This is a genomic window from Roseateles rivi (assembly GCF_043555845.1).
Classification (GTDB): domain Bacteria; phylum Pseudomonadota; class Gammaproteobacteria; order Burkholderiales; family Burkholderiaceae_C; genus Roseateles; species Roseateles rivi.
The window spans coordinates 513,893-540,598 of sequence record NZ_JBIGHZ010000003.1; the positions used below are offsets into that span (position 1 = coordinate 513,893).

The following is a 26,706-nucleotide window of genomic DNA, read 5'->3' on the forward strand; positions in this document are numbered from 1 at the left end:
CGCAACGTCGTCTTGAGACAAGGCTCCTACAACAAGCCAGCATTCACAAGTCGGGCTGCAGCCGCATTGCCAGCGCTGGATCAGGCCACTTCAAAGGGTCGGCGCCCGACTTTAACCATGCCACAGTTGCACGTATGAGATAGCCTGAAATGCTGAGTGCCGGTGAGTACTGCGGCAAGGCATCGAGATCAAACCATGCGGCATGCTCAATTTCACCTTCTTGTGCCTGAATGTCACCGCCGTCCCACTCGCAAGCAAACGCCAGCATCAGACTGTGCGGAAAGGGCCAACTCTGACTGCCAAAGTAGCGCAAACGGGCCACTCGGACACCGACCTCTTCCGCCACCTCGCGCCGCACACAGTCCTCCAGCGACTCGCCGGCCTCGACAAAGCCCGCCAACGCACTGTAATAGCCTGGTTGGAAATGCGGTGATCGGGCCAGCAGCAACTGCGGGCGGCCCTCGTGAATGCGCCAGACCAAGGCCATCATGGCTGGGCTGATTCTTGGGTAATTCACATGTCCGCAGCCGGCGCAGCGCAGTGCTCGCTCAGTTGGCGCGGACTGAGTAGCTTGACCGCACACACCACAAAAGCGATGGCTGCGTGCCCACTCCAGAAGCTGAGCTGCACGCGATGCAAGCGCGGCCCGTGCACCGTCCATGGCCAACATTGCCGCACGTAAGCTCATCAAACGCGCACCCTCGGGTGCCTCACTGAGCACCTCTGCCCAGCAATCCAGGCCCCGCCAGCGCCCCACATACAGTGACACCTCTACGTCAGGGCGATCGTCACGCAAAACGCCAGCCTGCTCAGGCCCGAGTTCGAACCAAACGAATTGACCCCGGACGAACTGAAACCGCCAGCAGCTGGCGCTGGGTACGTCAGGCGCGCAGGCTGCCGCCTCAAATTGGTCAATCTGCATCGCTGCACTCTAGTCCAAGTCAATTTGCACTTAGAGGCCTCACCCTAACCCTAAGTTCCCTTGATGGCTGCTTTCCCCCTATAGTGGTGGCCTCCGTGTCGCATGTTGAGCAAATCGCCTCTGCTTTTTCTTGCCTGCACGGGCGCACTCCTCCCTCTTTTTGTTTTGCACGAGTTCAACATGGCTAAAAAGTCCCAGCGGTCGCCTGTCAGCAGCGCTAGTGCCTCAGCCACTGCGACAGAGGTGCCGAACGACAAGGCTTTGGCGCAGGCCGTGCGTGCCTCGGCCCAGCAAATTTGGGCTGCAGGACTCGGTGCTTTTGCCAAAGCACAGGGCGAGGGCTGCAAAACCTTTGAGCATTTAGTGCAAGAAGGCCTGAAACTGCAGAAAAAAACGCAAACTGTGGCCGAACTCAAACTCAGCGAAGTGAGTCAGCGCGTAGGCAAGACGGTCAGCACCACAGTCAGTCAAAAGGCGCAGCAGGCCACCCAGCAATGGGACAAATTGGAAGCCATTTTCGAAGACCGTGTTGCACGCGCGCTTGGGCGCCTGGGTGTGCCAAGCTCTCACGATTTGTGCACCTTGATAGCTAGGCTTGACGCATTGTCTGAGGCACTCAACCTCACCAAAAAAGCTGCGGTCCCACGCAAGACCTCCGCCCGCAAAACAACGCGCAAGGGCAATGGCTCAGACTCAGTCCCTGTGCTGCCCTGAGCCCTCGGCGCTTTGGCGATAGAGCCAACTCACCCTGTCAGACCGCTCGATTCTCATCAATATCGATGAGGAACCACCCCTTAAGGGGTCTTGCCAGCCGACGGGGTGCGAGTACTGAACATCGTCTCCTCGTTCGATAACGACAATTGCTGCCATTCACACTCCTGAGGTAGGACGTGGGCAGATGTGTCGCTCTACTGCTGTTGGCTATACCGCTGGTGGCGCGTGCCAGCGGCAACTTGGTGGTCAACGGCAGCTTCGAGGCCCCTGCGCTCGGCCCGGGCCTGCGCGGCATCTACGGGACCATTCCGGGTTGGATGGCCAAGGTGGGTGCCATCGAAGTTCGCAGCACGGGCAAGGCCTCGAGACAGCACCACTTCGTCGAATTTGACGCAACAGCAGACGCCACCCTCCACCAAATTGTCAGAGGACTCAAGCCGGGCACACGCTATCAGCTCAGCTTTGACTTTGCCAACCAGCCCGGCGCACCGTTTTCGACCAACGGTCTGAGCTGGTCACTGGACAAAGGCGCGACCTGGAATCCCATTGCACCGCCTTCTGACTATGCCTGGCACAGCTTTAGCACCACCTTCAAGGCCGCCGACCACCATGTGGACCTGATGTTCATGGGGACAGGTGTCAGCCACGCGCGTGGCACCTCTCTGGACAATGTGTACATCTGCGCCGTCCCGGAACCCCATTCCCTGGCCTTGACGCTGGCGGGCGTGGGTGCACTCGGTCTGATGTCGCACCGCCGCAGATTCAAGTAGGACTGAGCGCATTCCCTGCAACCAAGCCCTCACTGCGCCGCGCCTTGGGGTGGGCTCCACAAGCAAGGGGCAAGGCCTATGCCTGCAAATAACGCCGCTCGATGTGGGCACGGAAGTGCGCAGGATTGAGCGGCTCGCCGCTGGCACGCTGCGCCAACTCCGCGGTTTCCCAGCGGCTGGCTTGGGTCCAAATGCGGGTGCGCAGCCAGTCAAAGATGGGGGTCAACTCGCCGCAGGCAATCAGCCCGTCGACATTGGGCACATCACGACGCACCCCAGCCATCCATTGCGCGGCATACAAGGCACCCAGCGTGTAGCAAGGGAAGTAGCCAAACCCGCCGGAGGGCCAATGCACGTCCTGCATGGGGCCGTCTTTGAAGTTGCCGCGCGTGTCCAGCCCCAGCAGCTCTTGCATCTTGGCGTCCCACAGCGCGGGAATGTCTTCCACCTCGGCGTCGCCTTCGATGAGCGCGCGCTCAATTTCGAAGCGCAGGATGATGTGGGCCGGGTAGGTGACTTCGTCAGCATCCACACGAATCAAGCCTGGCTGGACCTTGCGCATCAAGCGGCTCAAGTTCTCCGGCTCAAAAGCCTCTTGCTCGCCCAAATGCTGGCGGACCAGGGGCGAGAGCAGCTGCGCAAATGCCGGATGAGCGGCCAGCTGCATTTCAAAGAACAGGCTTTGGCTCTCATGCAGGCCCATGGAGCGCGCGCGTCCGATGGGCAGCCCTGCCCAGGCAGTGGGCAGGTTTTGCTCGTAGCGGCCATGCCCCGTTTCATGCACGATGCCCAGCACGCCTGTGAGAAATTCGCTGGGGTTGTAGCGGGTGGTCATGCGCACGTCTTCGGGCACGCCGCCGCAAAAGGGGTGTGTGCTTTCGTCCAGCCGCCCGCCCTCGAAGTCAAAGCCGATCAGGCGCATCACCGCCGCGCCCAGCGCGCGTTGGGCCTCAACCGGGAAAGGCCCTTGCGGCTGAATGGGAGCGGGCTCGGTGGCTTGGCGGGCCATGACGGCACGGATGGTGTCCGGCAACCAGCCCCGCAACGCGTCAAAGAGTTGTTGCACGGTGGCACTGCGCATGCCGGGCTCGTATTGGTCGAGCATGGCGTCGTAGCGCGACAGCCCGGTGGCATCAGCCAAATAGCGAGCCTCTTCACGAGCCAGACGCAAAACTTCGCGCAGGTTGGGCACCAGGCCTGCCCAATCGTTGGCTGGACGCTGCTGGCGCCAAGCATGTTCACAGCGTGAGGCAGCCAAAGAGCGCTGCTCCACCAAGGTTTGCGGCAGCGCGTTGGTGCGCAGCCAGTGGCGGCGCATTTCGCGCAGCGACGCCTGCTCCAGCTCGCCCAGGGGCTCTTGAGCTGCAGCTTCAAACAGCGCCTTGAGCTCTGGGGCTGTCATCAGCTCATGCAAAAACCCACCCATTTCTGCCATGGCCAAGGCCCGTGCTTCTGCGCCCTTGGGGGGCATGAAAGCGGCTTGGTCCCAGGCGGCGATTTCCTGCAAATGGTTGAAGCGGTAGTGACGCGTGAAGCGCTGGCATAGCGTCTGGTAGGCGTTGAGGGTCATGCAATTCACCGGCAGAGAGGGAATGGCGCGCATTGTCGCCGCATCACCCAGGAAACACCCACAGCAGCAGCCAAGTCATGGTGAGGTAGCGCGCAAACTTGCCCACAGCCATATACGCCACACAGGGCCAAAACGGCAGACGCAGCCAACCTGCGACCGCGCACAAGGGGTCACCCACGCCGGGCAGCCAAGACAGCAAACAGCATTTGGCCCCGCCACGCTGCAACCAGCGCAGCGCTCGGGCCTCTTGCGTGTGCAGGCCACGCCCTGCGGCGGCCATCTCCGCGCCACGCCCCATCCACCAGCTGATCGCCCCCCCAAGCGTATTGCCCGCGGTGGCCACCAGCACAGCGGGCCAGAACAAATCAGGCCTGAGTTTAATGAGGCCAAACAGTGCGGGCTCCGAGCCCAGGGGCAACAAGGTGGCCGAAAGCGTGGCCACCAAAAATAGCGCCGTCAACCCGGCCTGAGGCAAGGACAACAAACCCAGAATCGACGCCAAGGCGCCCTGCAGCCATGCCTCCATATATGTGCATTATGGACAGCGTCTGCCGCATCCCAGGCGATATAATCTTGCCTCATTTTTAAGCACCCCATGTCCTTTTTGCCCACCAGCCCGCTGCGACTGGGTTCCCATTCCTTACCCAATCGGCTGTTCGTGGCGCCCATGGCTGGTGTGACGGACCGGCCGTTTCGCATGCTGTGCAAAAAGCTGGGGGCGGGCTATGCCGTCAGCGAGATGGTGACCTCGCGCAAGGACCTCTGGAACAGCCTCAAGACCTCGCGCCGCGCCAATCACGAGGGCGAGAGTGCCCCTATCGCGGTGCAGATTGCAGGCACCGATGCAGCCATGATGGCGGAGGCAGCGCACTACAACATCCAACGCGGCGCCCAGATCATCGACATCAACATGGGCTGCCCAGCCAAAAAGGTGTGCAGCAAATGGGCCGGCTCAGCCCTGATGCAAGACGAAGCACTGGCACTGCAGATTGTTGAAGCCGTGGTGCAGGCGTGCGCTCCCCAGCAGGTGCCAGTGACGCTGAAGATGCGCACGGGCTGGTGCGCCCAGCACAAAAATGCCCTGCGTATCGCCCAAGGCGCCGAGGCTGCAGGCGTGGCCATGGTGACGGTGCACGGCCGCACCCGTGAACAGGGCTATAGCGGGCAAGCCGAATACGATACCGTGCGCGCAGTCAAACAAGCGCTGTGCATTCCGGTGGTGGTCAATGGCGATATTGATTCACCCCAAAAGGCCGCTGCAGTCTTGCAAGCCACTGAGGCAGACGCCCTGATGGTGGGGCGCGCCGCGCAAGGCAGGCCCTGGATTTTTCGTGAGATCGCGCATTTCCTGCAGACCGGCACCCTCTTGCCGCCGCCTCTGGTGAGCGAAGCCTGCGACTGGCTGATTGACCATTTGCACGACCACTACCAGCTCTATGGAGAGGACTGCGGCATGCGCAGCGCGCGCAAGCACATCGGTTGGGCGGTACAGCCCTTGCCCCAAGGCGAGGATTTTCGACGCTATATGAACACGCTGCAAAGCAGCGCCGAGCAAGTGCGCGCCCTGCGCCACTGGCTCACCGAACTGGGCCAAAGCCACGAAAGGCTGCCCTACCCCGGCACCGCGGCCAACGACCTCACCGCGCCGGCACAAAACAATTCTGCAAGGTATCGCGCATGACCCCAAAACCGCTGGACGTTTGCGTCCGTGAAAACCTCGAGGCCTATTTGAGTGATCTGGGCGGCGAGCAGCCCCACTCCATGCACGATATGGTGATCCGCATGGTTGAAAAGCCCCTGCTGGAAGTGGTGATGAAGCACACCGAAGGCAACCAAAGCAAAGCTGCCGAGTGGCTGGGCATCAACCGCAACACCCTGCGTCGCAAACTGCTGGAGCACCAGCTGCTCTGATCGCGCACACGCCCTCGTTCTGCCCCCATTTATGTTTGTTTGAGTTCTACAAAGCCCCTGCCCATGAGTACTTTGACCGCCCTGATCTCCGTGTCCGACAAGACCGGCATTCTTGAATTTGCCCAAGCCCTGCACGGCCTGGGCGTGCGCCTGCTATCGACCGGCGGCACCGCAAAGCTGCTCGCAGATGCCGGGCTGCCTGTGACCGAAGTGGCCGACCACACGGGCTTTCCGGAGATGCTCGACGGCCGCGTCAAGACCCTGCACCCCAAAGTCCACGGCGGCTTGCTGGCCCGCCGCGACGTGCCCGAGCACATGAAGGCGCTGGCCGCTCACGGCATTGCCACCATCGACATCCTGGCCGTCAACCTCTACCCCTTTGAGGCCACCGTGGCCAAAGAAGGCTGCACGCTGGAAGACGCCATCGAGAACATCGACATCGGCGGCCCGGCCATGGTGCGCTCCGCCGCCAAGAACTGGAAGGACGTGACGGTGCTGACCGACGCCAGCCAGTACGCCACCGTGCTGGCCGAACTCAAGGCCGATGGCAAGACCAGCGACAAAACCCGCTTTGCCTGCAGCGTGGCGGCTTTCAATCGCATTGCCCAATACGACGCGGCCATCAGCAACTACTTGAGCGCGCGCCAAGACGACGGCAGCCAGGGTGCTTACCCCGCGCAGATGAACGCCACCTTTGTGAAGGTGCAAGACCTGCGCTACGGCGAAAACAGCCACCAGACGGCGGCGCTCTATCGCGACCTCTTCCCCGCCCCAGGCTCGCTGGTCACCGGTAAGCAGCTGCAGGGCAAGGAGCTGTCCTACAACAACATCGCCGACGCTGACGCCGCCTGGGAATGCGTCAAGAGCTTTGACGCCCCCGCCTGCGTCATCGTCAAGCACGCCAACCCCTGCGGTGTGGCCGTGGCTACCAGCCCGGCCGAGGCCTATGCCAAGGCTTTCCAAACCGACCCCACCAGCGCCTTTGGCGGCATCATCGCCTTCAACCGCGAAGTCGATGGCGCCACCGCCGAAGCCGTGTCCAAGCAGTTTGTGGAAGTGCTGATGGCACCGAGCTTCAGCAGCCAGGCCCGTGAAATCTTCAAGAGCAAGGTCAATGTGCGTTTGCTGGAAATCGCCCTGCCCCCAGGTGGCAATACGCCCTGGCTGCAAGGCCGCAACGCTGGCGACAGCAAGCGCGTAGGTTCGGGCCTGCTACTGCAAAGCGCTGACAACCACTTCCTGCAGCGCGCAGACTTGAAGATCGTCACCCAGCTGCAACCCAGCAGCCAGCAGCTCGACGACCTAATGTTTGCCTGGACTGTGGCGCAGTACGTCAAGAGCAACGCCATCGTGTTCTGCGGCGGCGGCATGACGCTGGGCGTGGGTGCGGGCCAGATGAGCCGTGTTGACTCCACCAAGATTGCCGCTATCAAGGCCGCCAACGCGGGCCTGTCGCTCAAAGGCTCGGTGGTGGCCAGCGACGCCTTCTTCCCCTTCCGCGATGGCCTGGACGTTCTGGCAGATGCAGGCGCGAGCTGCGTCATCCAGCCTGGCGGCTCCATGCGCGACGAAGAGGTGATCGCTGCCGCCAACGAGCGCGGCATTGCCATGGTCTTCACCGGCGTGCGCCACTTCCGGCACTGAAGCAACTGGCCCCACGCAAACAAAAGGGCGCCCCGTGGGGCGCCCTTTTTTGTGTCGGCAAATGGATCTCAGCGCTGGCTGACATCTGCTGGTGCCATGCGGCGGCGGGCCCAGCCCACCACGGCCAAACCACCGAGCAGCAAGGCGTAGGTCGACGGCTCAGGCACAGGACCGGCCAGCACCTGGTTGCCCGCAATCGAGGCCACCCACTGTGCATGCGAGGACACGCGGGTATCGGCCTCGTATTCACCAAAGCTCTTGTTGCGACCGGCCAGGTAGTCCCCTTGGCTCAAATAGGTGCCATGGGAGACAACGCCCGCGATCACGCCATTGAGAAAGGACGGGCCACCGGAATCGCCACCACCGGCCAGCACTTCGTCTTTCCCCAGCCCCAAATCGGTCAGGCCATAGACCAGCCCGAAGGAGTCGTTGGCAGCCAGCCCGTTGTCAAAGTCGTAGTACAGCAGATCTGACGCCCCGCCAGCGCGGAACTGCTCGCCAGTCATCTCCCAGCGGTTCTTGCCCTTGATCAAATCGGTGCCCGACTTGGAGTTGGCATCCCCCACCGCGCCGCTGCCAAAAGCACCCCAGCCCACTTTGTCCGACACCTGCCCCACCTCATCCGTACCGGTATAGATGGTGTAGCGGTTGATTTCGGCACGCGCCTCAGAATCCAGTTTGATCAAGGCAATGTCGTTGCCATTGCTGGTGCTGCCATCAAACCCGGGCTTCACAAAAATCTGTGCCGACGAGCTGAAGCGGATGGACTCGTTGGACGTGATGGACTTGCTGGGGTCCATGCCAAAGTAGGCCAAACCGTTACCACGGTCCACTTTGCCCGTTCCGTCAGTAACGCAATGCGCTGCGGTCAAAACGTACTGCCCACCGGCGAGCAAAGAGCCCGTGCACACCGTAGGCGAAGCGCCTGCCAGGTTATAGAGGCGCAGCCGCACGACGCCCGAGTATTCGGCAGCGTAGGGCGGACGATGCAAAGTATTGAACTCGGTGTCTTGGCCCGCAGGCGTCGGCAACTCGGTCGTGAAATAGGCGGCAGCGGGGCTGCTCCACACACTCAGGGCCGCGCCAACCGCGCCGGCCAGGGTCATCCAACGTTGTTTCAAGTTCGTCTCCATCTGGTTCGAGTGCCCGGGGTCTGACTCCCCGTTGGACGTATGGTTGCGCACCACGAATCGTGAAATATTCACACTTGGTTTCATTTGATTAACCGCCGGTTGCATATGCTGTGGCGTTTGTCACGAAATACGACCTTTGCCCAGGAGCCATGGGGTTTTTGAGCCCGACCTTCACCAACCCCTTGCTTGCGTGGTCGCAATTTCCCTCGGGTGTTGTGCGGTGAAAGCGTTGCTCGGGCATACCCTGTGAACCGAACGCGCAGCAATCCCGCTTCATCCCCTTCATGAGTGCCTTCACGACCATGCCGCACCACCGCAGTACTCACATCGCCCGCCACTGGCCGACAAAGTGGCTGCTATGCACCAGCCTCCTGGCAGGCTGCCAGGGCGGCAGCGGCAATGACGCAGCAAGCGCCCCCGCCCCGACGCCCCCACCGCAATACAACACACAGCTGCGACTGAGCTTGCCCGATCAGGGCCTGCGCGCCTCTCAGCTGGGCTTGGTGGTGGCGCAGGGTGATGCGTTGTCGGAAGCCGTCGCCGCGGAGTACGCCCGCGTGCGTGGCGTACCGCCGGGCAATATCGTGAAGGTCATCTTGCCCAGCACTGAGCAGAGCATGTCCGCCGCCGACTTCGCGGCCATCAAAGCCGCTGTCGATGCGCAACTGGGCGCTGATGTACAGGCGACCTTGATCACCTGGGCTGTTCCCACCCGCGTGCAAGGAGAGTTTTGCTCTGTCAGCATCACCAGTGCCATGGCTTGGGGTTATGACGCCAAAGCCTGTGTGTCCAGCAAAGCGCCTAGCCCCTGCCTGAGCACGCGCAATTCACCCTACTTTGGCAGTGAGGTGCAGCGTCCTTTTCAGGAGATGGGATGGCGCCCGTCGATGCTGCTGGGTGCGACCAGCTTGGAGGGTGCGCGCACGCTGATTCAGCGGGGCCTGCAAGCTGATGGATCACAGCCTAGCGGCACGGTCTACTTGGTCTCCACCGACGATGCCATGCGCAACATTCGGGCTGCAGACTTCCACCAAGTCACGCGCCAATGGCTGGACAGCGGCCTGCGCACCGTGTTGATTGACAACGCACAAGGCCAAGCCAACAACAGCTTATCGCCGCGCACCGACGTGCTGGCCTACTTCACAGGCTTGCCTCAAGTCAGCGACCTGAATGCCCACCAGTACCGCCCCGGCGCCGTGGGAGACAGCTTGACCTCATTTGCAGGGCTGCTGCCGGACGCACGCGGTCAAACACCAGCAACCGCTTGGCTGGACGCAGGACTCACAGGCACCTATGGCACGGTTGAAGAGCCTTGCAATTTCGGCGGCAAATTTCCCAAAGTTTCGGTTCTGTTAGACCAGTACTTTCGGGGCGCCAGCTTGATTGAAGCCTACTGGAAGTCAGTAGATATGCCCGGCCAAGGCCTGTTCATAGGAGACCCGTTGGCGCGCCCCTGGCCTGACAACCCCTCGCTGGAAGTGGTAGGCAACAATTACCAACTCAACACTCGTCGGCTGCGCCCCAATGCGCGCTATGCCTTGGAATTTCGCAGTGCCAGCGGCGATTGGAAAGAGCTCGCCACCATTCAACCTACCAGCGCCGCGCCCAAAACCTGGACGCTGCCACTCCCCCCAGTGGACGCGGTGCAAATCCGCTGGCGCGGCCCCTGTCCGCTGGATTTGACCCAGACGTGCACGCTCGCAAGCTCACCATCTTGATCCTCGGGCGTGTTTGACCCGTCACCCAGTGAGCGCCGCAAACAGACGCAAAAAAGCCCGCCGAGGCGGGCTGATTTGTGTTTCACAGCAAGATATGGTGCCGGCTATCGGATTCGAACTGATGACCTACCGCTTACAAGGCGGTTGCTCTACCAACTGAGCTAAGCCGGCTCATGCTGAGCGCAAAAGTATATCAGGCGATTTCCCGCAGATTTGGGATGCTGCAGGAAATTTCTCTTTACTTCACGCGTTTGAGGGCCGGACGACCACCCGTGGGAGGCGGGATGTCATCACCCGGCCCGTCGGCTGGCTCAGCCGCCATGTCTGGCGCAGGCAGAGTCGGGTTGGGTGCCAGGCGCAGCCCAGTCGGCGCGGTGGACGCATCCTCAGCTCGCGCCGACGAATCAACAGCCGGCTCCACGCCATCTGCGATTCCCAGCTCCAGCGGCTTGGGAAATGCCATGCCCTGCCCGTTTTCACGCGCATAGATGGCCACAACATGCTCGACGGGAACGGCGATGTCCCGCGGCACGCCGCCAAAGCGTGCCTTGAAGCGGATGTACTCGTTGCCCAAGTCCAGGTGGCTGGTAGCGTCAAAGCTGACGTTGAGCACGATTTCGCCGTTGTTCACGTACTCCCTGGGCACCTGAACGCGCGCATCAACATGAACAGCCAAATAGGGCGTGAACCCGTTGTCTGTACACCATTCATGCAGCGCGCGGATCAGGTAGGGCCGCGTTGAACTGCCGCCCCCAGCTTCACTGAAATTGCCCGAGTTCATTACTTGCGCATCACCTTTTCAGAAGGCGTCAGCGCCTCGATGTAGGCGGGGCGGGAGAAGATGCGCTCGGCGTATTTCAGCAGTGGCACGGCGTTCTTGGACATGTCGATGCCGTAGTAGTCCAAGCGCCACAGCAGCGGCGCAATGGCCACGTCCAGCATGGAGAAGTCGTCGCCCAGCATGTACTTGTTCTTCAAGAAGATGGGGGCGAGCTGGGTGAGTCGGTCGCGAATCTGCGAGCGTGCCTTCTCCAGCTGCTTTTCCGTCGGCTTGACGGGTTGGCTGCGGTTTTCCAGCACGTTGACGTGGGCGAAGAGTTCCTTCTCGAAGTTGAAGAGGAACAGTCGCACGCGGGCACGCGCCACGGGGTCACCGGGCATGAGTTGAGGGTGCGGGAAGCGCTCGTCGATGTACTCGTTGATGATGTGGGACTCGTACAGGATCAGATCCCGCTCAACCAGGATGGGCACCTCGTTGTAGGGGTTCATCAGCGCGATGTCTTCCGGCTTGGCGAACAAGTCCACATCGCGGATTTCGAAGTCCATACCCTTTTCGAACAGCACAAAGCGGCAACGGTGCGAATAGGGGCAAGTGGTTCCAGAGTAAAGCACCATCATGGCAAAGGACTCCCGAGCCTCGCGGCTCCAATGATTTCACGCCAGAAATTCCGGCAACACAAAACGCAAACGCAGTGGCGGCTCAAACAAGCCCCCCACTGCGCATCTCAAGCCGGGTATCTCCCCCGAGCCGCTAGCTTACTTGATGTCTTTCCAATAGGAAGCGTTCAAGCGCCAAGCAAACAAGGTGAACACACCCAGAAACAGCAGCACGGCCACACCAAGGTTGAAGCGCAGGCCCTGAGTCGGCTCGCCCATCCACTTCAGGAAGGCCACCAAATCAGCCACGGCGTTGTCGTACTGCTCAGCCGTCATGGAGCCGGGGCTTTGCTGCTCGAAGCCTTTGAAGACGTGGTGCGTCTTGCTAGCGTCGTGCGGGTCCGGTTCATCGACAAACTTGGCAGTGCGTACGCCCTGCAGCTCCCACAGCACGTGCGGCATGCCTACGCTGGGGAAAGCGAGATTATTCCATCCCGTGGCCTTGGTCTCGTCACGATAGTAGGTTCGGAGATAGGTGTAGAGGTAATCAGCGCCCGAACCCTTGGTCGCCTCAGAGCGCGAACGTGCGATCAGGGTGAGGTCCGGCGGCGTGGCACCGAACCACTCTTTGGCTTGGCGCGGGTCCATGGCCACTTTCATGGTCTCGCCCACCTTGTCGGCGGCGAACATGAGGTTGGCCTTGATCTGCGCCTCGCTCAGCCCCAGCTCCTGAAGCCGGTTGTAGCGCATGAAAGAGGCCGAGTGGCAGTTCAAGCAGTAGTTGACGAAGATTTGGGCACCGCGCTGCAGCGAGGTGATATCCGTCATCTTCTGCTCGGGGAACTTGTCCCAAGCAATGCCGCCACCGGCGGCATGGGCGGCACTGCCCAATCCCAGGCTCAGGGCTGTCAGCAGCGTGGCGATCAGCTTATTCATTGTTCGTTGCTCCTAGGCTGCGGGTGGGTGTTCAGTGGGGCGTGAAAGTCACGCGCTCAGGCACTGGCTTGGGCGTACCCAGCCGACTCCACCAAGGCATCAGCAAAAAGAAGCCGAAGTAGTACAGCGTGCCGACCTGCGAGATGAGCGTGCCGATGTCTGAGGGCGGCTTGATGCCCAGATACGCCAGCACCAGGAAGAACACCACAAACACGCCATAGACGTACTTGTGCCAGTCAGGACGGTAGCGGATCGACTTCACTGGGCTGTAGTCCAGCCAAGGCAGGAAGAACAGGATGATCACAGCGCCGCCCATGACCACCACACCCCAGAACTTGGCGTCGAAGACCTTGAGCAGGCCGATGGCCACCAGCGCACCGACAAACACCAAGACCTTGGTCTTGCCCGCGAAGCGGCACTTGAGCACCGCCAGCACAGCCGCCGCCGCGATGATGAGGCACAGCACGTTGACCATCACATCCGTGGTGGCGCGCAGCATCGAATAGAAGGGCGTGAAGTACCACACCGGCGCAATGTGTGCGGGGGTCTTGAGCGGGTCGGCCGGGATGAAGTTGTTGAACTCCAGGAAGTAGCCACCGAACTCAGGCGCGAAGAACACCACCGCTGTGAAAGCCATCAGGAAGAGGCCCACACCGAAGATGTCGTGCACCGAGTAGTAGGGGTGGAAGGGAATGCCGTCGAGCGGGCGACCCTGTTCGTCCTTCTTGGCTTTGATCTCGATGCCATCGGGGTTGTTGGAACCCACTTCGTGCAGCGCAATGATGTGCGCCACCACCAGGCCCAGCAGCACCAGAGGCACTGCAATCACGTGGAAGCTGAAGAAGCGGTTCAGCGTAGCGTCGCCCACGACGAAGTCGCCGCGGATCATCAGCGCCAGCTCGTTGCCGACAAATGGCACGGCCGCGAAGAGGTTCACGATCACCTGCGCGCCCCAGTAGGACATCTGACCCCAAGGCAGCAGATAGCCCATGAAGGCCTCGGCCATCAGGCACAGGAAGATGGCGCAGCCAAAAATCCAGACCAGCTCACGCGGCTTGCGGTAGGAGCCGTAGATCAGGCCACGGAACATGTGCAGATACACCACCACAAAGAACGCCGAGGCCCCCGTGGAGTGCATGTAGCGGATCAGCCAGCCCCAGGGCACATCACGCATGATGTATTCGACCGAGGCAAAGGCCACCGGCACGCCTGCCGCGTTGAGCGAGGCATCCGGCTTGTAGTGCATCACCAGGAAGATGCCCGTGACGATCTGGATCACCAGCACCAGCAGGGCCAGCGAACCGAAGATGTACCACCAGTTGAAATTCTTCGGAGCGTAGTACTCCGACATGTGTTCCTTGTACATCTTGCTGGCGGGGAAGCGGTTGTCCACCCACGTCAGCAAACGCACGCCCATCGACGCCCCAGCAGGCGCTTCTTTGAATTCAGCCATGTCGACCTCTGCGCTCGTTAAGCCGTCTTGTCGTCGCCAATCAGGAGCTTGGCGTCGGACAGATACATATGCGGCGGCACTTCCAAGTTATCGGGTGCCGGCTTGTTCTTGAAGACACGCCCAGCCATGTCAAAGGTCGAACCATGGCAGGGGCAGAGGAAGCCACCATTCCAGTCGTCGGGCAGGGAGGGTTGCGCACCGGGCTGGAATTTGTCGCTCGGTGAGCAGCCCAAATGCGAGCAAATACCGACGACCACCAGATATTCCGGTTTGATCGAGCGGTGGGCATTCTTTGCATACTCCGGCGTCGGGTAAGCCTTGCGGTCGGAGTTGGGGTCCGCCAATTGCGGGTCCAATTTCGCCAGAGCATCGAGCTGCTCCGGCGTGCGGCGAACAATCCACACGGGCTTGCCGCGCCATTCGACGGTCAGTTTTTCGCCAGGCTTCATCGCACTGACATCCACCTCTACGGCGGCACCGGCTGCCTTGGCTCGCTCCGAGGGGGCGAAGGTGCTCACGAAAGGTATGGCGGTGGCAACACCGCCAACGGCACCAGCGCATCCGGTGGCGATCAGCCACGTGCGCTTGCCTTGGTCCACTTGCTGGTCACTCATGAGGTTCCTCAAACGAAACTTCTGATCGGGGGGCAATCCAACATTTTAGCGAGGGGGTCCGTTTGGCAATCTCCGGAGCTGCACCAATACGACGCCCAAATCGACAACAGTTTGATCCACCTCCATAAGGGATCGAAAAATCTTGGTGAATACCATTACGATGCCGCACCCCGAAAACAACAGGAGTGAGAGATGAGTTTCATGCGAGAGTTTCGCGAGTTCGCCGTCAAGGGCAATGTGGTGGACTTGGCCGTTGGTGTGATCATCGGCGGCGCGTTTGGCAAGATCGTTGACTCCATCGTCAAGGACTTGATCATGCCGCTGGTGAGTAAGATTTTTGGCGGCCTGGACTTCAGCAACTACTTTGTCGTGTTGGGCAATCTGCCCGCCGACTACAAGGGCGCCATGACCTACGAAGCGCTCACCAAGGCTGGTGTGGCCCTGTTTGCCTACGGCAACTTCCTGACCGTGGCGCTGAACTTCCTGATCCTGGCCTTCATCATCTTCATGATGGTCAAGCAGATCAACCGCCTCAAGCGCGACGAGCCCGCAGCCGCACCGGCCGAAGCCCCGCCCACGCCCGAAGACATCCAGCTGCTGCGCGAAATTCGCGACTCACTGCAGCGCAAGCAAAGCTGAAGCACGCCCGGCACGCCGGATGCGTGCCGCGCCTTTGGCTGAGTCAGACTGAGGCCGCCAGGGCGCGCGCCATGCGCAGCGCGGCACACATGCTGGCAGGGTCGGCAAGGCCCTGCCCTGCAATATCAAAAGCGGTGCCGTGATCCGGGCTGGTGCGCACCAGCGGCAGCCCCAGCGTCACGTTCACACCCTGATCGACCCCCAGATACTTCACGGGGATCAGGCCTTGGTCATGCGTCATGGCCACCACGGCATCGAACTCACCCACCTTGTGGGGCGGCGCATGGCGAGCCCGCATGAACACGGTATCCGGGGCCAACGGCCCGCATACATCCAGGCCCAAGGCCTTGGCTTGTGCCACCGCCGGCGCGATGTGCAGCAGCTCTTCATCGCCAAACAAACCGCCCTCCCCGGCATGGGGATTGAGGCCCGCCACTGCAATGCGCGGCCGGGTCAATCCGAAGCGACGCAAGGCCTCATCGGTGATAAGCAAGGTCTGAAGCACACGCTCGGCGTCGATCAAGGTCACGGCTTGGCGCAGCGCCACATGGATGGTGACCAAGACCACCCGAAGCTCATCGTTGGCCAGCATCATGCGCACTGGCGGCAGCGTGCCACTGGCGTTCACACACAAAGCCTGCAGCATCTCGGTATGCCCAGGGTAGGCCACACCCGCAGCATGCAAAGCTTCTTTGTGGATGGGCGCTGTGACCAGGGCGCGCCCGCGACCACCTTGAATTTCACGCACCGCAGCTTCTATGCACTGCGCTGCCGCGCGACCCGCCTCGGCCCTCACCTGCCCCAGGGGCAAATCCATCAAGTTCGAAGGCAGCCCCGGCGGCTGCCAAACCGGCAGGGCATGGGCCGGTGCGGGTTCGTCCACGCTGTCGAGCACCACCAGTGGCAGCGCCACACCCATGATGCGAGCGGCACGGCGCAGCACGGCCACATCGCCCACCAGGCAGGCATCGCCTCGCCCCTGCGGTGAGGCGGCAATGGCGCGAGCCACCGCTGCCACGGCGACTTCCGGGCCTATGCCGCAGGCATCACCCATGCTGACAAGAATGGGCAAGTTGTTCATGCGGGATTGGGAATGTCGATGAATTGATGGCGCAGCCCCCAGGCGCTGGCCATGGCCTCGCCCAGCGCCTGCACCCCGTAGCGTTCGGTGGCGTGGTGCCCGGCGGCCACGTAAGCCACGCCGGTTTCAGCCGCATAGTGGGCCTGAGGCTCAGAGATTTCGCCGGTGATGTAGACATCAGCCCCAGCGGCGATGGCAGCCTCGAAATAGCCCTGTGCCCCGCCCGTGCACCAGGCCACGCGCCGCAGCACGCGCCCATCGCCAGGCACCCAGGTGGGCTGGCGCTGCAACACCTGGCCTAAATGCGCCTGCAGTGCAGCCTCGTTGTTGAGCGCCTCTGGCAGCGCGCCGATGCAGCCCAAATCGCCTTCGCCGAAATTGGCATCTGAAGCCCAACCGCAGCGCTGTGCCAGCTGCGCGTTGTTGCCCCACTGCGGGTGAGCATCCAGCGGCAAGTGATACGCCAGCAGATTGATTTCATGCTGCAACAGCAGCGCCAGGCGTTTGCGCATCCAACCCGTGACGCGCCCGTCCTGGCCGCGCCAAAAAAGCCCGTGGTGCACCAAGATCGTGTCCGCCCCTGCGGCCACCGCGGCTTCAATCAGGGCCAAACTTGCCGTCACCCCTGACACCACATGGCGCACTTCTGAACGCCCCTCGACTTGGAGACCATTCGGCCCATAATCCTTGAAGCGACGGGGCTCCAATTGAGCTTCCAGCCACGATTCGAGTTCCAAACGATTTGCCATATGAGGTTTGCTTGAGCGCACTACGCCGCTATTGGTTGATTTTCGCGCAAGCCACCACGGTCGGACTGGCAGGCCTCTTCGTCGTTTCCACACTCAAGCCACAGTGGCTGCCTGTTTCACCCAAGGCCAGCAGCAGCGCTGCAGCAGTGTCAGGCGCCGCAGCCGTAGTCGCTACGCGCGCGTCAGGCCAAATCAGCTATGCCGCAGCAGCCCGCGCCGCCACGCCTGCCGTGGTGTCGGTCACGGCCAGCAAATCGCCCCGCGCGGGCCAGCGCAGCGAGGGCTGGCAGGCCCTCACCCCCGAGGACCGCCTGCCTACACGCACCGGACTTGGCTCGGGGGTGATTGTTTCTGAGCAAGGCTATTTGCTCACCAACAACCATGTGGTTGAGGGCGCGTCGGACATTCGCGTGCAGCTGGCCGATGGTCGCCAAGCGCAGGCCGATTTGGTGGGCACCGACCCCGAGACCGATTTGGCCGTGCTGCGCATTGCGCTACCCAACTTGCCAGTGCTCAGGCTGGGGCGCTCAGCCCAGCTGGAGGTCGGAGACATCGTGCTGGCCATTGGCAACCCCTTCAATGTCGGGCAGACCGTCACCTCAGGCATTGTTTCGGCGCTGGGACGCAATCAGCTGGGCATCAACACCTTCGAGAACTTCATCCAGACCGATGCCGCCATCAACCCCGGCAACTCCGGCGGGGCCCTGGTGGACATCCAGGGGCAGTTGGTGGGCATCAACACTGCCATCTATTCCCGCCGCGGCGGCGGCAGCGTGGGCATTGGGTTTGCCATCCCCGTGGACACGGCCAATCAGGTGATGCAATCCCTGGTGCGCGACGGGCAAGTGACGCGCGGCTGGATTGGCATACAGCCACGCGAACTCAGCCCGGAATTGATTCAAGCCCTGCAGCTGCGCCTGCCTGCCGACACACTGGGCGTGCTGGTGGGCGGCGTGCTGCGCGGTGCCCCGGCCGCGCGCAGCGGCATTCAGCCTGGCGATGTGGTGCTGCGCATTGGCGGGCAGGCCGTCCACAACCCCGCTGAGTTGCTGCAAACCGTCAGCGGCCTCAAGCCCAGCAGCACCGTGGTGGTGGACTTGCTGCGTGGCGCTGACGCGCTCACGGTCACGCTGCAGGTGGCACAGCGTCCGCGCCAAGCGCGCCTAGACACCAAGGAGTGAGCGGCCTCTGAGAGGCTGTTCGCCTTGACGCCCAAGCGCTACTGAGCCGCGCCTTGCTCGGGCTCTTCGTCCGGTGCCTTGCTGTAGCGGGAGAACAGGCCCGCAGCCCAGATCCCAACCTCGTAGAGCAAGCACATGGGAATGGCCAGAGCCAGCTGCGACACCACATCGGGCGGCGTGATCACCGCCGCGATCACAAAGGCCACGACGATGAAATAGGCGCGGAACTCGCGCAGCTTTTGCAGCGTCACCAAGCCCATGCGCACCAGCACCATGACCACCACGGGCACTTCAAACGCGGCACCGAAGGCGATGAACATATTCATCACAAAGCCCAGGTAGGCCTCCACGTCAGGCGTGGCCGCAATGCTTTTGGGCGCCCAGCTCTGGATGAACTTGAACACCTGCCCAAACACAAAGAAATAGCAAAACGCCACGCCCGCAAAAAACAGCAAGGTGCTGGACAAGACCAGGGGCATGACCAAGCGCTTTTCGTGGGCGTACAAGCCCGGCGCAATAAAGGCCCAAGCTTGGTAAAGCACCACCGGCAAGGCCAGCAAAAAGGCCGCCAGCAGCGTCACCTTCAGAGGCACCACAAAGGGCGAAATAACGCTGGTGGCAATCAGGGTCTGGCCCGCTGGCAGGTGCGACACCAAGGGTGCGGCCAGCAAGTCATACAGACCCGAAGGCGTGGGGTAGATGCACAGCGCGCCGAACACCAGCAGCACAGAAACCGCTGCACGAATCAGGCGGTCTCGCAATTCCATCAGGTGGGCGACAAAGGGCTGCTCGGTACCGGCCAGTTCGTCGTGCTTGTCGTGCGAAGGTGAGCTCACCGCCGCTCCTTGTGCTTGGGAATCAATTTCTAGGTTGCCCGGTGCTGGGCGCTGCGCGCAAGCCCGGACCCAACAACACCATCAGCGGCGCGGCGGCCTGTGCCGTGCCACACGCGCAGCACCGGATTGCGCGTGGCGCCGCACCCCTTGCTGCTGCTTGTACCAAAGCGGCATGGCGCCGCGCTTCAAGCGCCAGTTTTTGCGCGGGTGCCGGTAGGTAGGCGGCGGCAGTTCATAGCCCTGCCCCGCGCCATCGCCATAGGCGCTGGAGGACGCATTGCCCCACTCGTTCTGCCAGGCCTGCTGGGCCGTGTCGAGCTCTTTTTGCAGGTCAGCACCCGTCTCGCGCGCCGCGGTTTCGAACTGGCTCTTCATTTTCTGAAGCTCTTCCAGCTCGATGGAGCGATTGACCTCAGCCTTGACGTCAGAGACGTAGCGCTGCGCCTTGCCCAGCAAATGGCCCACGGTGCGTGCCACGCGAGGCAGTCGCTCGGGGCCCAAAACCACGAGTGCGACAGCACCAATCAAAGCGAGTTTGTCAAAACCAAAGTCAATCACGGCGTGGTCTCGTCAGCCCTTGGTCTTGGCGTCCACGTCCACGGTGTTGGCATCGCGAACCGTGTTGGTGTGGGTGACTTGCTGGGGCGGCGTGGCGTCAGTGCTGCCGTCCTTCATGCCGTCTTTGAAACCTTTGACTGCGGCGCCCAAATCGCTACCGACGTTGCGCAACTTCTTGGTACCGAAGACGGCGATGACGACCACCAACACCACCAACCAGTGCCAAATGCTCAGGGAACCCATGGCTATCTCCTCAAATCGAACTGTTGATTCTAGAGCCGCGACTGTGACAGTCAGCCCTTGCTCCAGGGGCGAGGGCCGCCCAAGGCGTGCATGTGCAGGTGCATCACCTCCTGCCCACCATCAGCGCCGGTGTTGATGACGGTGCGAAAGCCGTTGCTGACACCCAGCTCTTGCATCAGGCGTGGCACCAAAACGCTCATGCGCCCCATCAGCGCCTCATGCTCGGGCTGCAGCTGCGCCATGCTGACGATGTGCAGCTTGGGCACGAGCAGGATGTGCACCGGCGCCCAGGGCGCGATGTCGTGAAAGGCCAGGATGTATTCGTCTTCGTAGACTTTGCGCGCAGGAATCTGGCCGGCAACGATCTTGCAAAAAATGCAGTTCGGGTCTGCAGACATGGGAAGCACTCCTTCAGCTCAAACAGTTCGACACGTCAGCACTGACTGACTCAAGTCTTGGCAGGCCGCTGGCGCTGGGCGAACTCCACCAGGCCAGACAGGCCTTCGCGGCGCGCCAGCTCAGCCAACACGGCCTCGGGCTTTTGCTGCAGCGCGGCCAGCGCGACGATGCTGTGAAACCAGAGATCGGCCACTTCGTAGACCAGTTGCTCGGCCTCGCCGCCCTTGGCCGCGATGACAACCTCGGTGGCTTCCTCACCCACTTTTTTCAGAATGTGGTCCAGCCCTTTGTCAAACAGCTTGGCCACATAACTCTGGCTAGGGTCGCCCGCGTCGCGGCGCTCCTGCACCAAGCGCCCCAGCGCGCTGAGGATGTCGTGCGCGGCCGCAGAGCCCTGCACCGCTGGGCTGGCGCTCACCGTGCCCGACGCCTCTGAGCGGCCATAGATTTGCTGCGGCGACTTGAGCACGGGGGCTGCGTCTTCCCAGCCCTGATCACCCAAGCGCTTGTAGAAGCAGCTGTGGCGCCCTGTGTGGCAGGCCACGCCGGGGTTGTGACCCAGCTGCGTGACACGCAGCAGCAGCACGTCGGCATCGCAGTCGAGGTGGATGTCATGCACGCGCTGCACATGGCCTGATTCTTCGCCCTTGTGCCAAAGCTTTTGGCGCGAGCGGCTCCAGTACACGGCCTCGCCGCGTTGCACGGTTTGCGCCAGGGACTCGCGGTTCATCCACGCCACCATGAGCACATCGCCACTGCCCTCTTCCTGAGCAATGGCCGGTATCAAGCCCTGGGCATCCCAGCGCACCTCGTCCAACCACGAGGGTGCTTTTTCATTCGACATGGGTGTTTCCTTCAAAGCCCTGCTCTTGCGCCAACCAGCGCAGCACCGGGATGGTGCCCGGCAGCACCGGCTGCACCTGCACGGGCAGCGATTGCCAGGCGAATTGCTGGCCTTCGAGCATTTGCAAATCGCCCTGCCAGTCGTAGACCTTGCAAAAGTGCAGGCGCACGCGAGCGTGGGGGTAGTCCATCACATCCACCTTCCACGGATGGACCTGTTCGATGGTGATGCCCAGCTCCTCCTGCAGCTCGCGCCGCAGCGCCTGCTCCAGGGTTTCGCCCGCTTCGATCTTGCCGCCAGGGAATTCCCAGTGACCGGCATAGACCTTGCCGGGCGGGCGCGTGGTGAGCAAAAAAGACTGCTCGCGGCCTTGCGCGTCACGGCGCAAAAGCACCCCAACGGCCACATCAACAGGTATGCGTTCGGTGGCGGAATCAGGCATCGTCCAACTCTTGAGGTACTTCGGTTTCCTTGTTTGCAGCTTGTGGCTGCAGCGCTGCGGCCCCCAGCGCCAAACGCCCGGCCAAATCGCGCGCGAACTGGCTGGCCACACGGCCTGAGCGCGAACCGCGCTCCAGCGCCCACACCAGGGCATCGCTTTGAGCCGCTTGAATGGCAGCTTCGTCCACACCATGGTGGCGCAACCATTGGCTCACGATGGCGAGGTATTCGTCCTGGCTGAAGGGGTAGAAGCTGATCCACATGCCAAAGCGTTCAGACAGGGAGATCTTCTCCTCCACCGCTTCCCCGGGATGGATTTCGCCGTAGCTGCCGCGCGTGCTGCCCAGGTTGTCTTGCATGCGTTCGGGCAAAAGATGGCGCCGATTGCTGGTGGCGTAAATCAGCACATTGCCCTCGGTCGCGGCAATGCTGCCGTCCAGCATGGACTTGAGCGCTTTGTAGCCCGACTCGCCTTCTTCGAAGCTCAGGTCGTCGCAAAACACCACAAAGCGCTCGGGCCGTCCGGCGGTGAGTGCGGCGATGTCTGGCAGATCGACGAGGTCGGACTTGTCCACCTCAATCAAGCGCAGGCCCTGCGAAGCAAAAGCCCCCAGGCAGGCCCGCACCAGCGAGCTTTTACCCGTGCCGCGCGCGCCTGTGAGCAACACGTTGTTGGCGGGCTGACCCTGCACAAACTGCTGGGTGTTGCGCAGCAAGCGTTCTTTCTGCGCATCCACTTCGCGCAGCGCCTCCAGCGCCATGGCGGCCACACGCGTCACGGGTTCGAGGCGCGCCACCGCGCCACGCCGGCGCCAACGAAACGCCACCGCAGCATTCCAGTCCGGTGGCTGAGGCGGTGCAGGCAAGAGGCCTTCCAGACGGCAAAGCACACCCTCGGCGCGCTCCAACAGCGCCATCAAAGTCGATTCCTTCATGGGTTCATCCCAATATCTGCCAGGCGGCGTCGAATTGCTCCGTGGGCAGGCGCCGAAAGGCCGAGCGCACATAGCGCTGCAGTCGGCCCATGGCAAAACACACCAGCACCGAGGCCTGAACCTGGGCCGTCACCGTGGGCGTGGTGCTACCGGCGGCATCCGCAGCCTGCCGCAGGGCTTGGCGCAGGGAGGACTCCACCTTGTCAAAAAACTGGTTGATGCGCACCGTCAGGCGCTCATCTTCGTAGGCCAGCGCGTCACCCACCATCACGCGGCACATGCCTGGGTTGCGCTCGCCAAACTGCAGCAGCACAGCCACGATGCGCTGCGCCTGCACAGCACCGTCGGCCTCACGCGACAAAATCTGCTGAATGAGGCCTAAAACGCTAGATTCGATGAAATCTATGAGGCCCTCGAACATCTGCGCCTTGCTGACGAAGTGTCGATACAACGCGGCTTCGCTCAAGGCCATGCGTGCGGCCAGGGATGCGGTGGTGATGCGCTCCGCCCCGGGCTGCTCCAGCATGCTGGCCAGCGTCTGCAGGATTTGCAGGCGGCGCTCGCCCGGCTTGGGGCGCTTGCGCGGCAAGTCCACAGAAGTGGGGTCGGCAGTGGGAGCGTCTTCAGATGGGGCTTGCATGGGCGGCAGAGCAAGGCGGTGCGCCGATTCTGGCACAGGCCCCGGTCTGCCCCTGCTCCCGCCGGGCGACGGATCTCAGTCGCGCAACCAACCGAGGCGGCGCGCTTCGTAAATCGCCTCAACCTTGGAGCGCACCTGCAGCTTGCGGTAGGTGCGCTTCACATAAGTCATGATGGTGTGCGGTGACACATGCATGAACTGAGCGATTTCGTCGAAGGTAAAGCCCTTGGCCGCCAAGTGCAACACCCGCGACTCTTGTTCCGACAGCGCAGGCACTTGCTCGTCCACCAAAGGCATGGGCGCCGAGTCATGCGAGCGGTGCGCATGGTGCCCCGACCCGGGGGCCAAACGCGTGAGCAAACGCCGTGCAATCACCGGGCTGATGGGACTGCCCCCGGCACGCAGCGAGCGCAGCTTCTCCGGCAAGTCCAGTGCCAAGCTGTCTTTGAGCAAATAGCCCGTGGCACCCGCCTCAATGGAGGACAGCACGTGTTGCTCGTCCCCAAACACCGAAATCACCATGACCTCGCACTCGGGCGCGACATGGGCGGCGTGGCGGATCAATTCAATACCGCTGCCGCCAGGGAGATCCAGATCCACCAGCAGCACGTCAGGGCGCAACTGGTCAAACATACGGCGCCCCTGTTGCAGGTCCGCCGCCATACCCACCAGCCGGATATCCGGCGCGCGCTCTAGCGCATGAGCAAAGGCTTCTCTAAAGCGCAATTGGTCTTCAACAATCAAGACGCTAAACAATGACATCAGGCCCCCCTATTTGTGTATTTGGCCGCAGCCCCTGAAATCCGCGGCCTATTCTGCTCACGCCTGCCGTTTAGGGCAATCCCCATTTTTAGATTTGCATATTCGAGTTACTAAAGCATTTCTATCGACATTTTCAAATCACAAAACCATTTCCAGCAACTATGCAAAATGAAATGGGTACTGATACTGCGTCAGCTGGTCGCAGAAAGATTTGTCCCTCAGGCAGCATCGGCGTTGGGCCATGTTTTGCCTAGCCAGATGACTGTGCTGTCATTGTGAGCAGATCATGGTGCCGTAGGCCTGATCCGAGAGGATTTCCAGCAGCATGGCGTGCGGTACGCGACCATCGATGATGTGCACAGCATTGACACCACTCTTGGCCGCATCGATAGCGCCAGCGATTTTGGGAATCATGCCGCCACTGATGGTGCCGTCAGCCACCAACTCGTCAATGCGAGCCGGGGTCAGTTCTGTCAACAACTCACCGGCTTTGTCCAGCACACCGCGAATATTGGTGAGCATCAGCAGCTTTTCGGCCTTCAGCACCGTGGCGAGCTTGGCTGCGACGACATCTGCGTTGATGTTGTAGCTCTCGTTACGTTCACCAAAACCGATGGGGCTGATGACGGGGATGAACTGGTCGTCCTGCAGCGCTTTGACCACACTAGGGTCGATGGAAACGATGTCGCCAACCTGGCCGATGTCGTGCTCTTTGCTGGGGTCGTCCTTGTCTTGGATCATGAGCTTTTTGGCGCGGATCAGCCCACCGTCGCGCCCGGTCAGCCCCACCGCCTTGCCACCTGCGGCATTGATCAGGCCCACCACGTCTTGCTGCACCTCGCCCGCCAGCACCCATTCGACCACGCTCATGGTTTCTTCGTCGGTGACGCGCATACCTTGAATGAAGTGCCCCTTTTTTCCAAGTTTGGTGAGCAGCTCTTCAATTTGCGGACCACCGCCGTGCACCACCACCGGGTTCATGCCCACCAGTTTGAGCAGCACCACGTCCTCGGCAAAGTCTTGCTGCAGCGCCGGATCGGTCATGGCATTTCCGCCGTATTTGATGACGATGGTTTTGCCGTGGTACTTGCGGATATAGGGTAAGGCCTGAGAGAGGATTTCGGCCTTTTCGCGCGGGGCAATGTGACTGATGTCTGCTGTATGGGGTTCGGTTTGCATGGCGAGGTTGGATTTGTGTGAGATGGCGGCAGAAATTGTAGGGGTGCCCCTGGCTGCAGAAAGTGGCGCGCATGGACAATGCGCCCATGCAAATCAGCGCCTATCTCAAGCTCTCAGTTGCCGTGGCGGTGGCCACCATTGCGCTAAAGACTGCCGCTTGGTGGTGGACCGATTCCGTGTCCTTGCTGTCCGATGCGCTGGAGTCGGTGGTCAACCTCGCAGGTGCGGTGTTTGGCTTGGCCATGGTGAGCATTGCCAGCGCGCCGGCCGACGACGAGCACCCCTGGGGCCACCACAAGGCAGAGTACTTCTCCAGCGGCTTTGAGGGCGTGCTGATCTTTGTGGCGGCCCTGGGCATCATCTGGGCGGGGGTGCACCGCTGGCTCACCCCCGCACCCATGGAGGCGCTGGGGCTGGGCATCGGGCTTTCCGTCTTCAGTTCGGCGCTCAACGGCGGGCTGGCGTTTTACATGCTGCGTGCAGCGCACCAACACCGCTCCATTGCGCTGGAAGCCGATGCACGGCACCTGTTCACCGATGTCTGGACCTCGGCTGGTGTGGTGCTCGGCTTGATCGGCGTGATGCTCACGGGCTGGACCTGGCTGGACCCGCTGATGGCGATTTTGGTGGCGCTCAACATCCTGCGCGAAGGCTGGCATTTGATCGCCCGCTCAGCCCATGGCCTGATGGACAAAGCCCTGGAAGCACAAGACCAGCAAAGCGTCCAGACCGTGTTGCAGCGCCACGCGGCGGATGAGGTGCGCTTTGACCACCTGCGCACGCGCACCGCCGGGCAGCGCCATTACGTGGACTTGCACATGCACATGCCTGAAGACTGGTCGCTGGGCCGCGCCGCAGCGCTGCGCAACCAGGTGGAGAAAGAGTTGATGGCGGCCTTGCCCGGCTTGCGCGCCAGCATCCAGATGCTGCCCATGGGCGTGGAGGCGCACTTTGACGACAGCCTTGACCCCGATCTGCCACGTTTGGAGAAGCCCTGATGTTGGCGGTGTTGCAGCGCGTGGCTTCAGCGCGGGTTGAGGTGGGTGGGCGCGTCATCGGCGAGATTGGCGCGGGTGCCCTTTTGCTGGTGTGCGCACAGGCCCATGACGGCACGGCGCAGGCGCAAAAGCTGCTCAGCAAGGTGCTGAAGCTGCGCATCTTCAGTGACGAGGCCGGCAAGATGAACCGCAGCTTGCAAGACGTGGGCGGCGGGCTGCTCATCGTCTCGCAGTTCACGCTGGCGGCTGACACCAGCAGCGGCAACCGCCCCAGCTTCAGCGCGGCAGCGCCCGCTGCTCAAGGGCGCGCGCTGTACGAACAATTCGTGGCCTTGGCGCGCGCGCAGCACCCCTGTGTGGCCACCGGCGAATTCGGCGCGGACATGCAGGTGCACTTGGTCAACGACGGCCCCGTGACTATTCCGCTGCACATCGACTGACGGGGCGGAGCGCTCCCCA

Annotated in this window: 30 protein-coding genes, 1 tRNA gene and 2 pseudogenes; 10 read left to right on the plus strand and 23 right to left on the minus strand. The window is 61.9% G+C overall.

Features of this window, described 5'->3' with window-relative positions; translation table 11 throughout:
* Positions 1 to 43: 43 nt before the first annotated feature.
* Positions 44 to 922: an NAD(+) diphosphatase gene (gene nudC, locus ACG0Z6_RS09660; RefSeq protein WP_394460793.1), complete on the minus strand. Its 879-nt coding sequence runs from the start codon at positions 920 to 922 to the stop codon at positions 44 to 46.
* A gap of 102 nt (positions 923 to 1,024) precedes the next feature.
* On the opposite strand from nudC, the gene ACG0Z6_RS09665 reads away from it, so the two are divergent.
* Complete coding sequence (locus tag ACG0Z6_RS09665; RefSeq protein ID WP_394460794.1) at positions 1,025 to 1,636, plus strand: phasin family protein; 612 nt, start codon at positions 1,025 to 1,027, stop codon at positions 1,634 to 1,636.
* A gap of 176 nt (positions 1,637 to 1,812) precedes the next feature.
* On the plus strand, positions 1,813 to 2,406 hold the full coding sequence (locus ACG0Z6_RS09670; RefSeq protein ID WP_394460796.1) for a DUF642 domain-containing protein: 594 nt from the start codon (positions 1,813 to 1,815) through the stop codon (positions 2,404 to 2,406).
* 76 nt (positions 2,407 to 2,482) lie between these two features.
* Here ACG0Z6_RS09670 and ACG0Z6_RS09675 read toward each other — a convergent pair whose 3' ends face one another.
* Together ACG0Z6_RS09675 and ACG0Z6_RS09680 are read right to left on the minus strand one after the other, a co-directional pair.
* Positions 2,483 to 3,976, minus strand: a complete 1,494-nt coding sequence (locus tag ACG0Z6_RS09675; RefSeq protein ID WP_394460798.1) for a carboxypeptidase M32 — start codon at positions 3,974 to 3,976, stop codon at positions 2,483 to 2,485.
* 43 nt (positions 3,977 to 4,019) lie between these two features.
* Complete coding sequence (locus ACG0Z6_RS09680; protein ID WP_394460800.1) at positions 4,020 to 4,502, minus strand: YqaA family protein; 483 nt, start codon at positions 4,500 to 4,502, stop codon at positions 4,020 to 4,022.
* A gap of 69 nt (positions 4,503 to 4,571) precedes the next feature.
* Here ACG0Z6_RS09680 and dusB point away from each other — a divergent pair, with 69 nt between their 5' ends.
* The 3 genes from dusB (at position 4,572) to purH (ending at position 7,531) form a co-directional block, all read left to right on the plus strand.
* A complete protein-coding gene (gene dusB / locus ACG0Z6_RS09685; protein ID WP_394460802.1) occupies positions 4,572 to 5,657 on the plus strand; it encodes a tRNA dihydrouridine synthase DusB in 1,086 nt (361 codons plus the stop codon).
* Complete coding sequence (locus tag ACG0Z6_RS09690; RefSeq protein ID WP_394460804.1) at positions 5,654 to 5,887, plus strand: helix-turn-helix domain-containing protein; 234 nt, start codon at positions 5,654 to 5,656, stop codon at positions 5,885 to 5,887. The genes dusB and ACG0Z6_RS09690 overlap by 4 nt, the downstream gene beginning before the upstream one ends.
* A gap of 63 nt (positions 5,888 to 5,950) precedes the next feature.
* Entirely contained in the window at positions 5,951 to 7,531 is a 1,581-nt protein-coding gene (gene purH, locus ACG0Z6_RS09695) for a bifunctional phosphoribosylaminoimidazolecarboxamide formyltransferase/IMP cyclohydrolase (protein WP_394460806.1), read from the plus strand.
* Between the two features lie 68 nt (positions 7,532 to 7,599).
* Here purH and ACG0Z6_RS09700 read toward each other — a convergent pair whose 3' ends face one another.
* Complete coding sequence (locus tag ACG0Z6_RS09700; RefSeq protein WP_394460808.1) at positions 7,600 to 8,652, minus strand: trypsin-like serine protease; 1,053 nt, start codon at positions 8,650 to 8,652, stop codon at positions 7,600 to 7,602.
* Positions 8,653 to 8,948: 296 nt separating this feature from the next.
* On the opposite strand from ACG0Z6_RS09700, the gene ACG0Z6_RS09705 reads away from it, so the two are divergent.
* Positions 8,949 to 10,382: a TIGR03790 family protein gene (locus ACG0Z6_RS09705; protein WP_394460810.1), complete on the plus strand. Its 1,434-nt coding sequence runs from the start codon at positions 8,949 to 8,951 to the stop codon at positions 10,380 to 10,382.
* A 95-nt stretch (positions 10,383 to 10,477) separates the two neighbouring features.
* Here the strand turns inward: ACG0Z6_RS09705 and ACG0Z6_RS09710 are convergent.
* From ACG0Z6_RS09710 to petA, 6 genes are all read right to left on the minus strand, one after another.
* Positions 10,478 to 10,553 (minus strand) — tRNA-Thr (locus tag ACG0Z6_RS09710).
* Positions 10,554 to 10,620: 67 nt separating this feature from the next.
* Positions 10,621 to 11,163, minus strand: coding sequence for a ClpXP protease specificity-enhancing factor (locus ACG0Z6_RS09715; protein ID WP_394460812.1), 543 nt, complete (start codon positions 11,161 to 11,163; stop codon positions 10,621 to 10,623).
* A complete protein-coding gene (locus ACG0Z6_RS09720; protein WP_394460814.1) occupies positions 11,163 to 11,780 on the minus strand; it encodes a glutathione S-transferase N-terminal domain-containing protein in 618 nt (205 codons plus the stop codon). The genes ACG0Z6_RS09715 and ACG0Z6_RS09720 overlap by 1 nt, the downstream gene beginning before the upstream one ends.
* Before the next feature lie 138 nt (positions 11,781 to 11,918).
* The gene (locus ACG0Z6_RS09725; protein WP_394460815.1) at positions 11,919 to 12,695 is read right to left on the minus strand and encodes a cytochrome c1; all 777 of its coding nucleotides are present in this window, start codon (positions 12,693 to 12,695) and stop codon (positions 11,919 to 11,921) included.
* A gap of 31 nt (positions 12,696 to 12,726) precedes the next feature.
* Complete coding sequence (locus ACG0Z6_RS09730; protein WP_394460817.1) at positions 12,727 to 14,148, minus strand: cytochrome b; 1,422 nt, start codon at positions 14,146 to 14,148, stop codon at positions 12,727 to 12,729.
* Positions 14,149 to 14,165: 17 nt separating this feature from the next.
* Positions 14,166 to 14,762: a ubiquinol-cytochrome c reductase iron-sulfur subunit gene (gene petA / locus ACG0Z6_RS09735; RefSeq protein WP_394460819.1), complete on the minus strand. Its 597-nt coding sequence runs from the start codon at positions 14,760 to 14,762 to the stop codon at positions 14,166 to 14,168.
* A gap of 192 nt (positions 14,763 to 14,954) precedes the next feature.
* Between petA and mscL the strand changes: the two genes are divergently transcribed.
* Complete coding sequence (mscL, locus tag ACG0Z6_RS09740; protein WP_394460821.1) at positions 14,955 to 15,401, plus strand: large conductance mechanosensitive channel protein MscL; 447 nt, start codon at positions 14,955 to 14,957, stop codon at positions 15,399 to 15,401.
* Positions 15,402 to 15,444: 43 nt separating this feature from the next.
* On the opposite strand, the gene pdxA is transcribed toward mscL, so the two are convergent.
* Positions 15,445 to 16,482: a 4-hydroxythreonine-4-phosphate dehydrogenase PdxA gene (gene pdxA, locus ACG0Z6_RS09745; protein WP_394460823.1), complete on the minus strand. Its 1,038-nt coding sequence runs from the start codon at positions 16,480 to 16,482 to the stop codon at positions 15,445 to 15,447.
* Positions 16,479 to 17,231, minus strand: coding sequence for a Nif3-like dinuclear metal center hexameric protein (locus ACG0Z6_RS09750; protein ID WP_394460825.1), 753 nt, complete (start codon positions 17,229 to 17,231; stop codon positions 16,479 to 16,481). The genes pdxA and ACG0Z6_RS09750 overlap by 4 nt, the downstream gene beginning before the upstream one ends.
* An 11-nt stretch (positions 17,232 to 17,242) precedes the next feature.
* On the opposite strand from ACG0Z6_RS09750, the gene ACG0Z6_RS09755 reads away from it, so the two are divergent.
* Positions 17,243 to 18,412 (plus strand): S1C family serine protease, encoded by a 1,170-nt coding sequence (locus tag ACG0Z6_RS09755; RefSeq protein ID WP_394460827.1) that lies wholly within the window; start codon positions 17,243 to 17,245, stop codon positions 18,410 to 18,412.
* Between the two features lie 38 nt (positions 18,413 to 18,450).
* On the opposite strand, the gene tatC is transcribed toward ACG0Z6_RS09755, so the two are convergent.
* The 11 genes and pseudogenes from tatC to argB all read right to left on the minus strand — a co-directional run bounded on the left by tatC (position 18,451) and on the right by argB (position 25,249).
* Positions 18,451 to 19,248, minus strand: a complete 798-nt coding sequence (gene tatC / locus ACG0Z6_RS09760) for a twin-arginine translocase subunit TatC (RefSeq protein ID WP_394460829.1) — start codon at positions 19,246 to 19,248, stop codon at positions 18,451 to 18,453.
* A gap of 81 nt (positions 19,249 to 19,329) precedes the next feature.
* Positions 19,330 to 19,470: pseudogene (gene tatB, locus ACG0Z6_RS09765) on the minus strand (Sec-independent protein translocase protein TatB); the annotation flags it as partial.
* Positions 19,471 to 19,589: 119 nt separating this feature from the next.
* Positions 19,590 to 19,806, minus strand: a pseudogene (tatB, locus tag ACG0Z6_RS09770) (Sec-independent protein translocase protein TatB); the annotation flags it as partial.
* A gap of 12 nt (positions 19,807 to 19,818) precedes the next feature.
* Positions 19,819 to 20,049, minus strand: coding sequence for a Sec-independent protein translocase subunit TatA (tatA, locus tag ACG0Z6_RS09775; protein WP_394460832.1), 231 nt, complete (start codon positions 20,047 to 20,049; stop codon positions 19,819 to 19,821).
* Positions 20,050 to 20,099: 50 nt separating this feature from the next.
* On the minus strand, positions 20,100 to 20,447 hold the full coding sequence (locus ACG0Z6_RS09780) for a histidine triad nucleotide-binding protein (RefSeq protein ID WP_394460834.1): 348 nt from the start codon (positions 20,445 to 20,447) through the stop codon (positions 20,100 to 20,102).
* A gap of 50 nt (positions 20,448 to 20,497) precedes the next feature.
* On the minus strand, positions 20,498 to 21,292 hold the full coding sequence (gene hisIE, locus ACG0Z6_RS09785) for a bifunctional phosphoribosyl-AMP cyclohydrolase/phosphoribosyl-ATP diphosphatase HisIE (RefSeq protein WP_394460836.1): 795 nt from the start codon (positions 21,290 to 21,292) through the stop codon (positions 20,498 to 20,500).
* Positions 21,282 to 21,734, minus strand: a complete 453-nt coding sequence (locus ACG0Z6_RS09790) for an NUDIX domain-containing protein (RefSeq protein WP_394460838.1) — start codon at positions 21,732 to 21,734, stop codon at positions 21,282 to 21,284. The genes hisIE and ACG0Z6_RS09790 overlap by 11 nt, the downstream gene beginning before the upstream one ends.
* Positions 21,727 to 22,668 (minus strand): ATP-binding protein, encoded by a 942-nt coding sequence (locus ACG0Z6_RS09795; protein ID WP_394460840.1) that lies wholly within the window; start codon positions 22,666 to 22,668, stop codon positions 21,727 to 21,729. The genes ACG0Z6_RS09790 and ACG0Z6_RS09795 overlap by 8 nt, the downstream gene beginning before the upstream one ends.
* A gap of 4 nt (positions 22,669 to 22,672) precedes the next feature.
* Positions 22,673 to 23,308, minus strand: a complete 636-nt coding sequence (gene slmA / locus ACG0Z6_RS09800) for a nucleoid occlusion factor SlmA (RefSeq protein ID WP_394460842.1) — start codon at positions 23,306 to 23,308, stop codon at positions 22,673 to 22,675.
* A 75-nt stretch (positions 23,309 to 23,383) separates the two neighbouring features.
* On the minus strand, positions 23,384 to 24,070 hold the full coding sequence (locus tag ACG0Z6_RS09805) for a response regulator (RefSeq protein ID WP_394460844.1): 687 nt from the start codon (positions 24,068 to 24,070) through the stop codon (positions 23,384 to 23,386).
* Positions 24,071 to 24,340: 270 nt separating this feature from the next.
* On the minus strand, positions 24,341 to 25,249 hold the full coding sequence (gene argB / locus ACG0Z6_RS09810; protein WP_394460846.1) for an acetylglutamate kinase: 909 nt from the start codon (positions 25,247 to 25,249) through the stop codon (positions 24,341 to 24,343).
* Positions 25,250 to 25,335: 86 nt separating this feature from the next.
* Here argB and ACG0Z6_RS09815 point away from each other — a divergent pair, with 86 nt between their 5' ends.
* Positions 25,336 to 26,247 (plus strand): cation diffusion facilitator family transporter, encoded by a 912-nt coding sequence (locus tag ACG0Z6_RS09815; RefSeq protein ID WP_394460848.1) that lies wholly within the window; start codon positions 25,336 to 25,338, stop codon positions 26,245 to 26,247.
* Positions 26,247 to 26,687 carry a D-aminoacyl-tRNA deacylase gene (gene dtd, locus ACG0Z6_RS09820; RefSeq protein WP_394460850.1) on the plus strand — a complete coding sequence of 147 codons (441 nt, stop codon included), beginning with the start codon at positions 26,247 to 26,249 and terminating at the stop codon, positions 26,685 to 26,687. The genes ACG0Z6_RS09815 and dtd overlap by 1 nt, the downstream gene beginning before the upstream one ends.
* Positions 26,688 to 26,706: the final 19 nt, after the last annotated feature.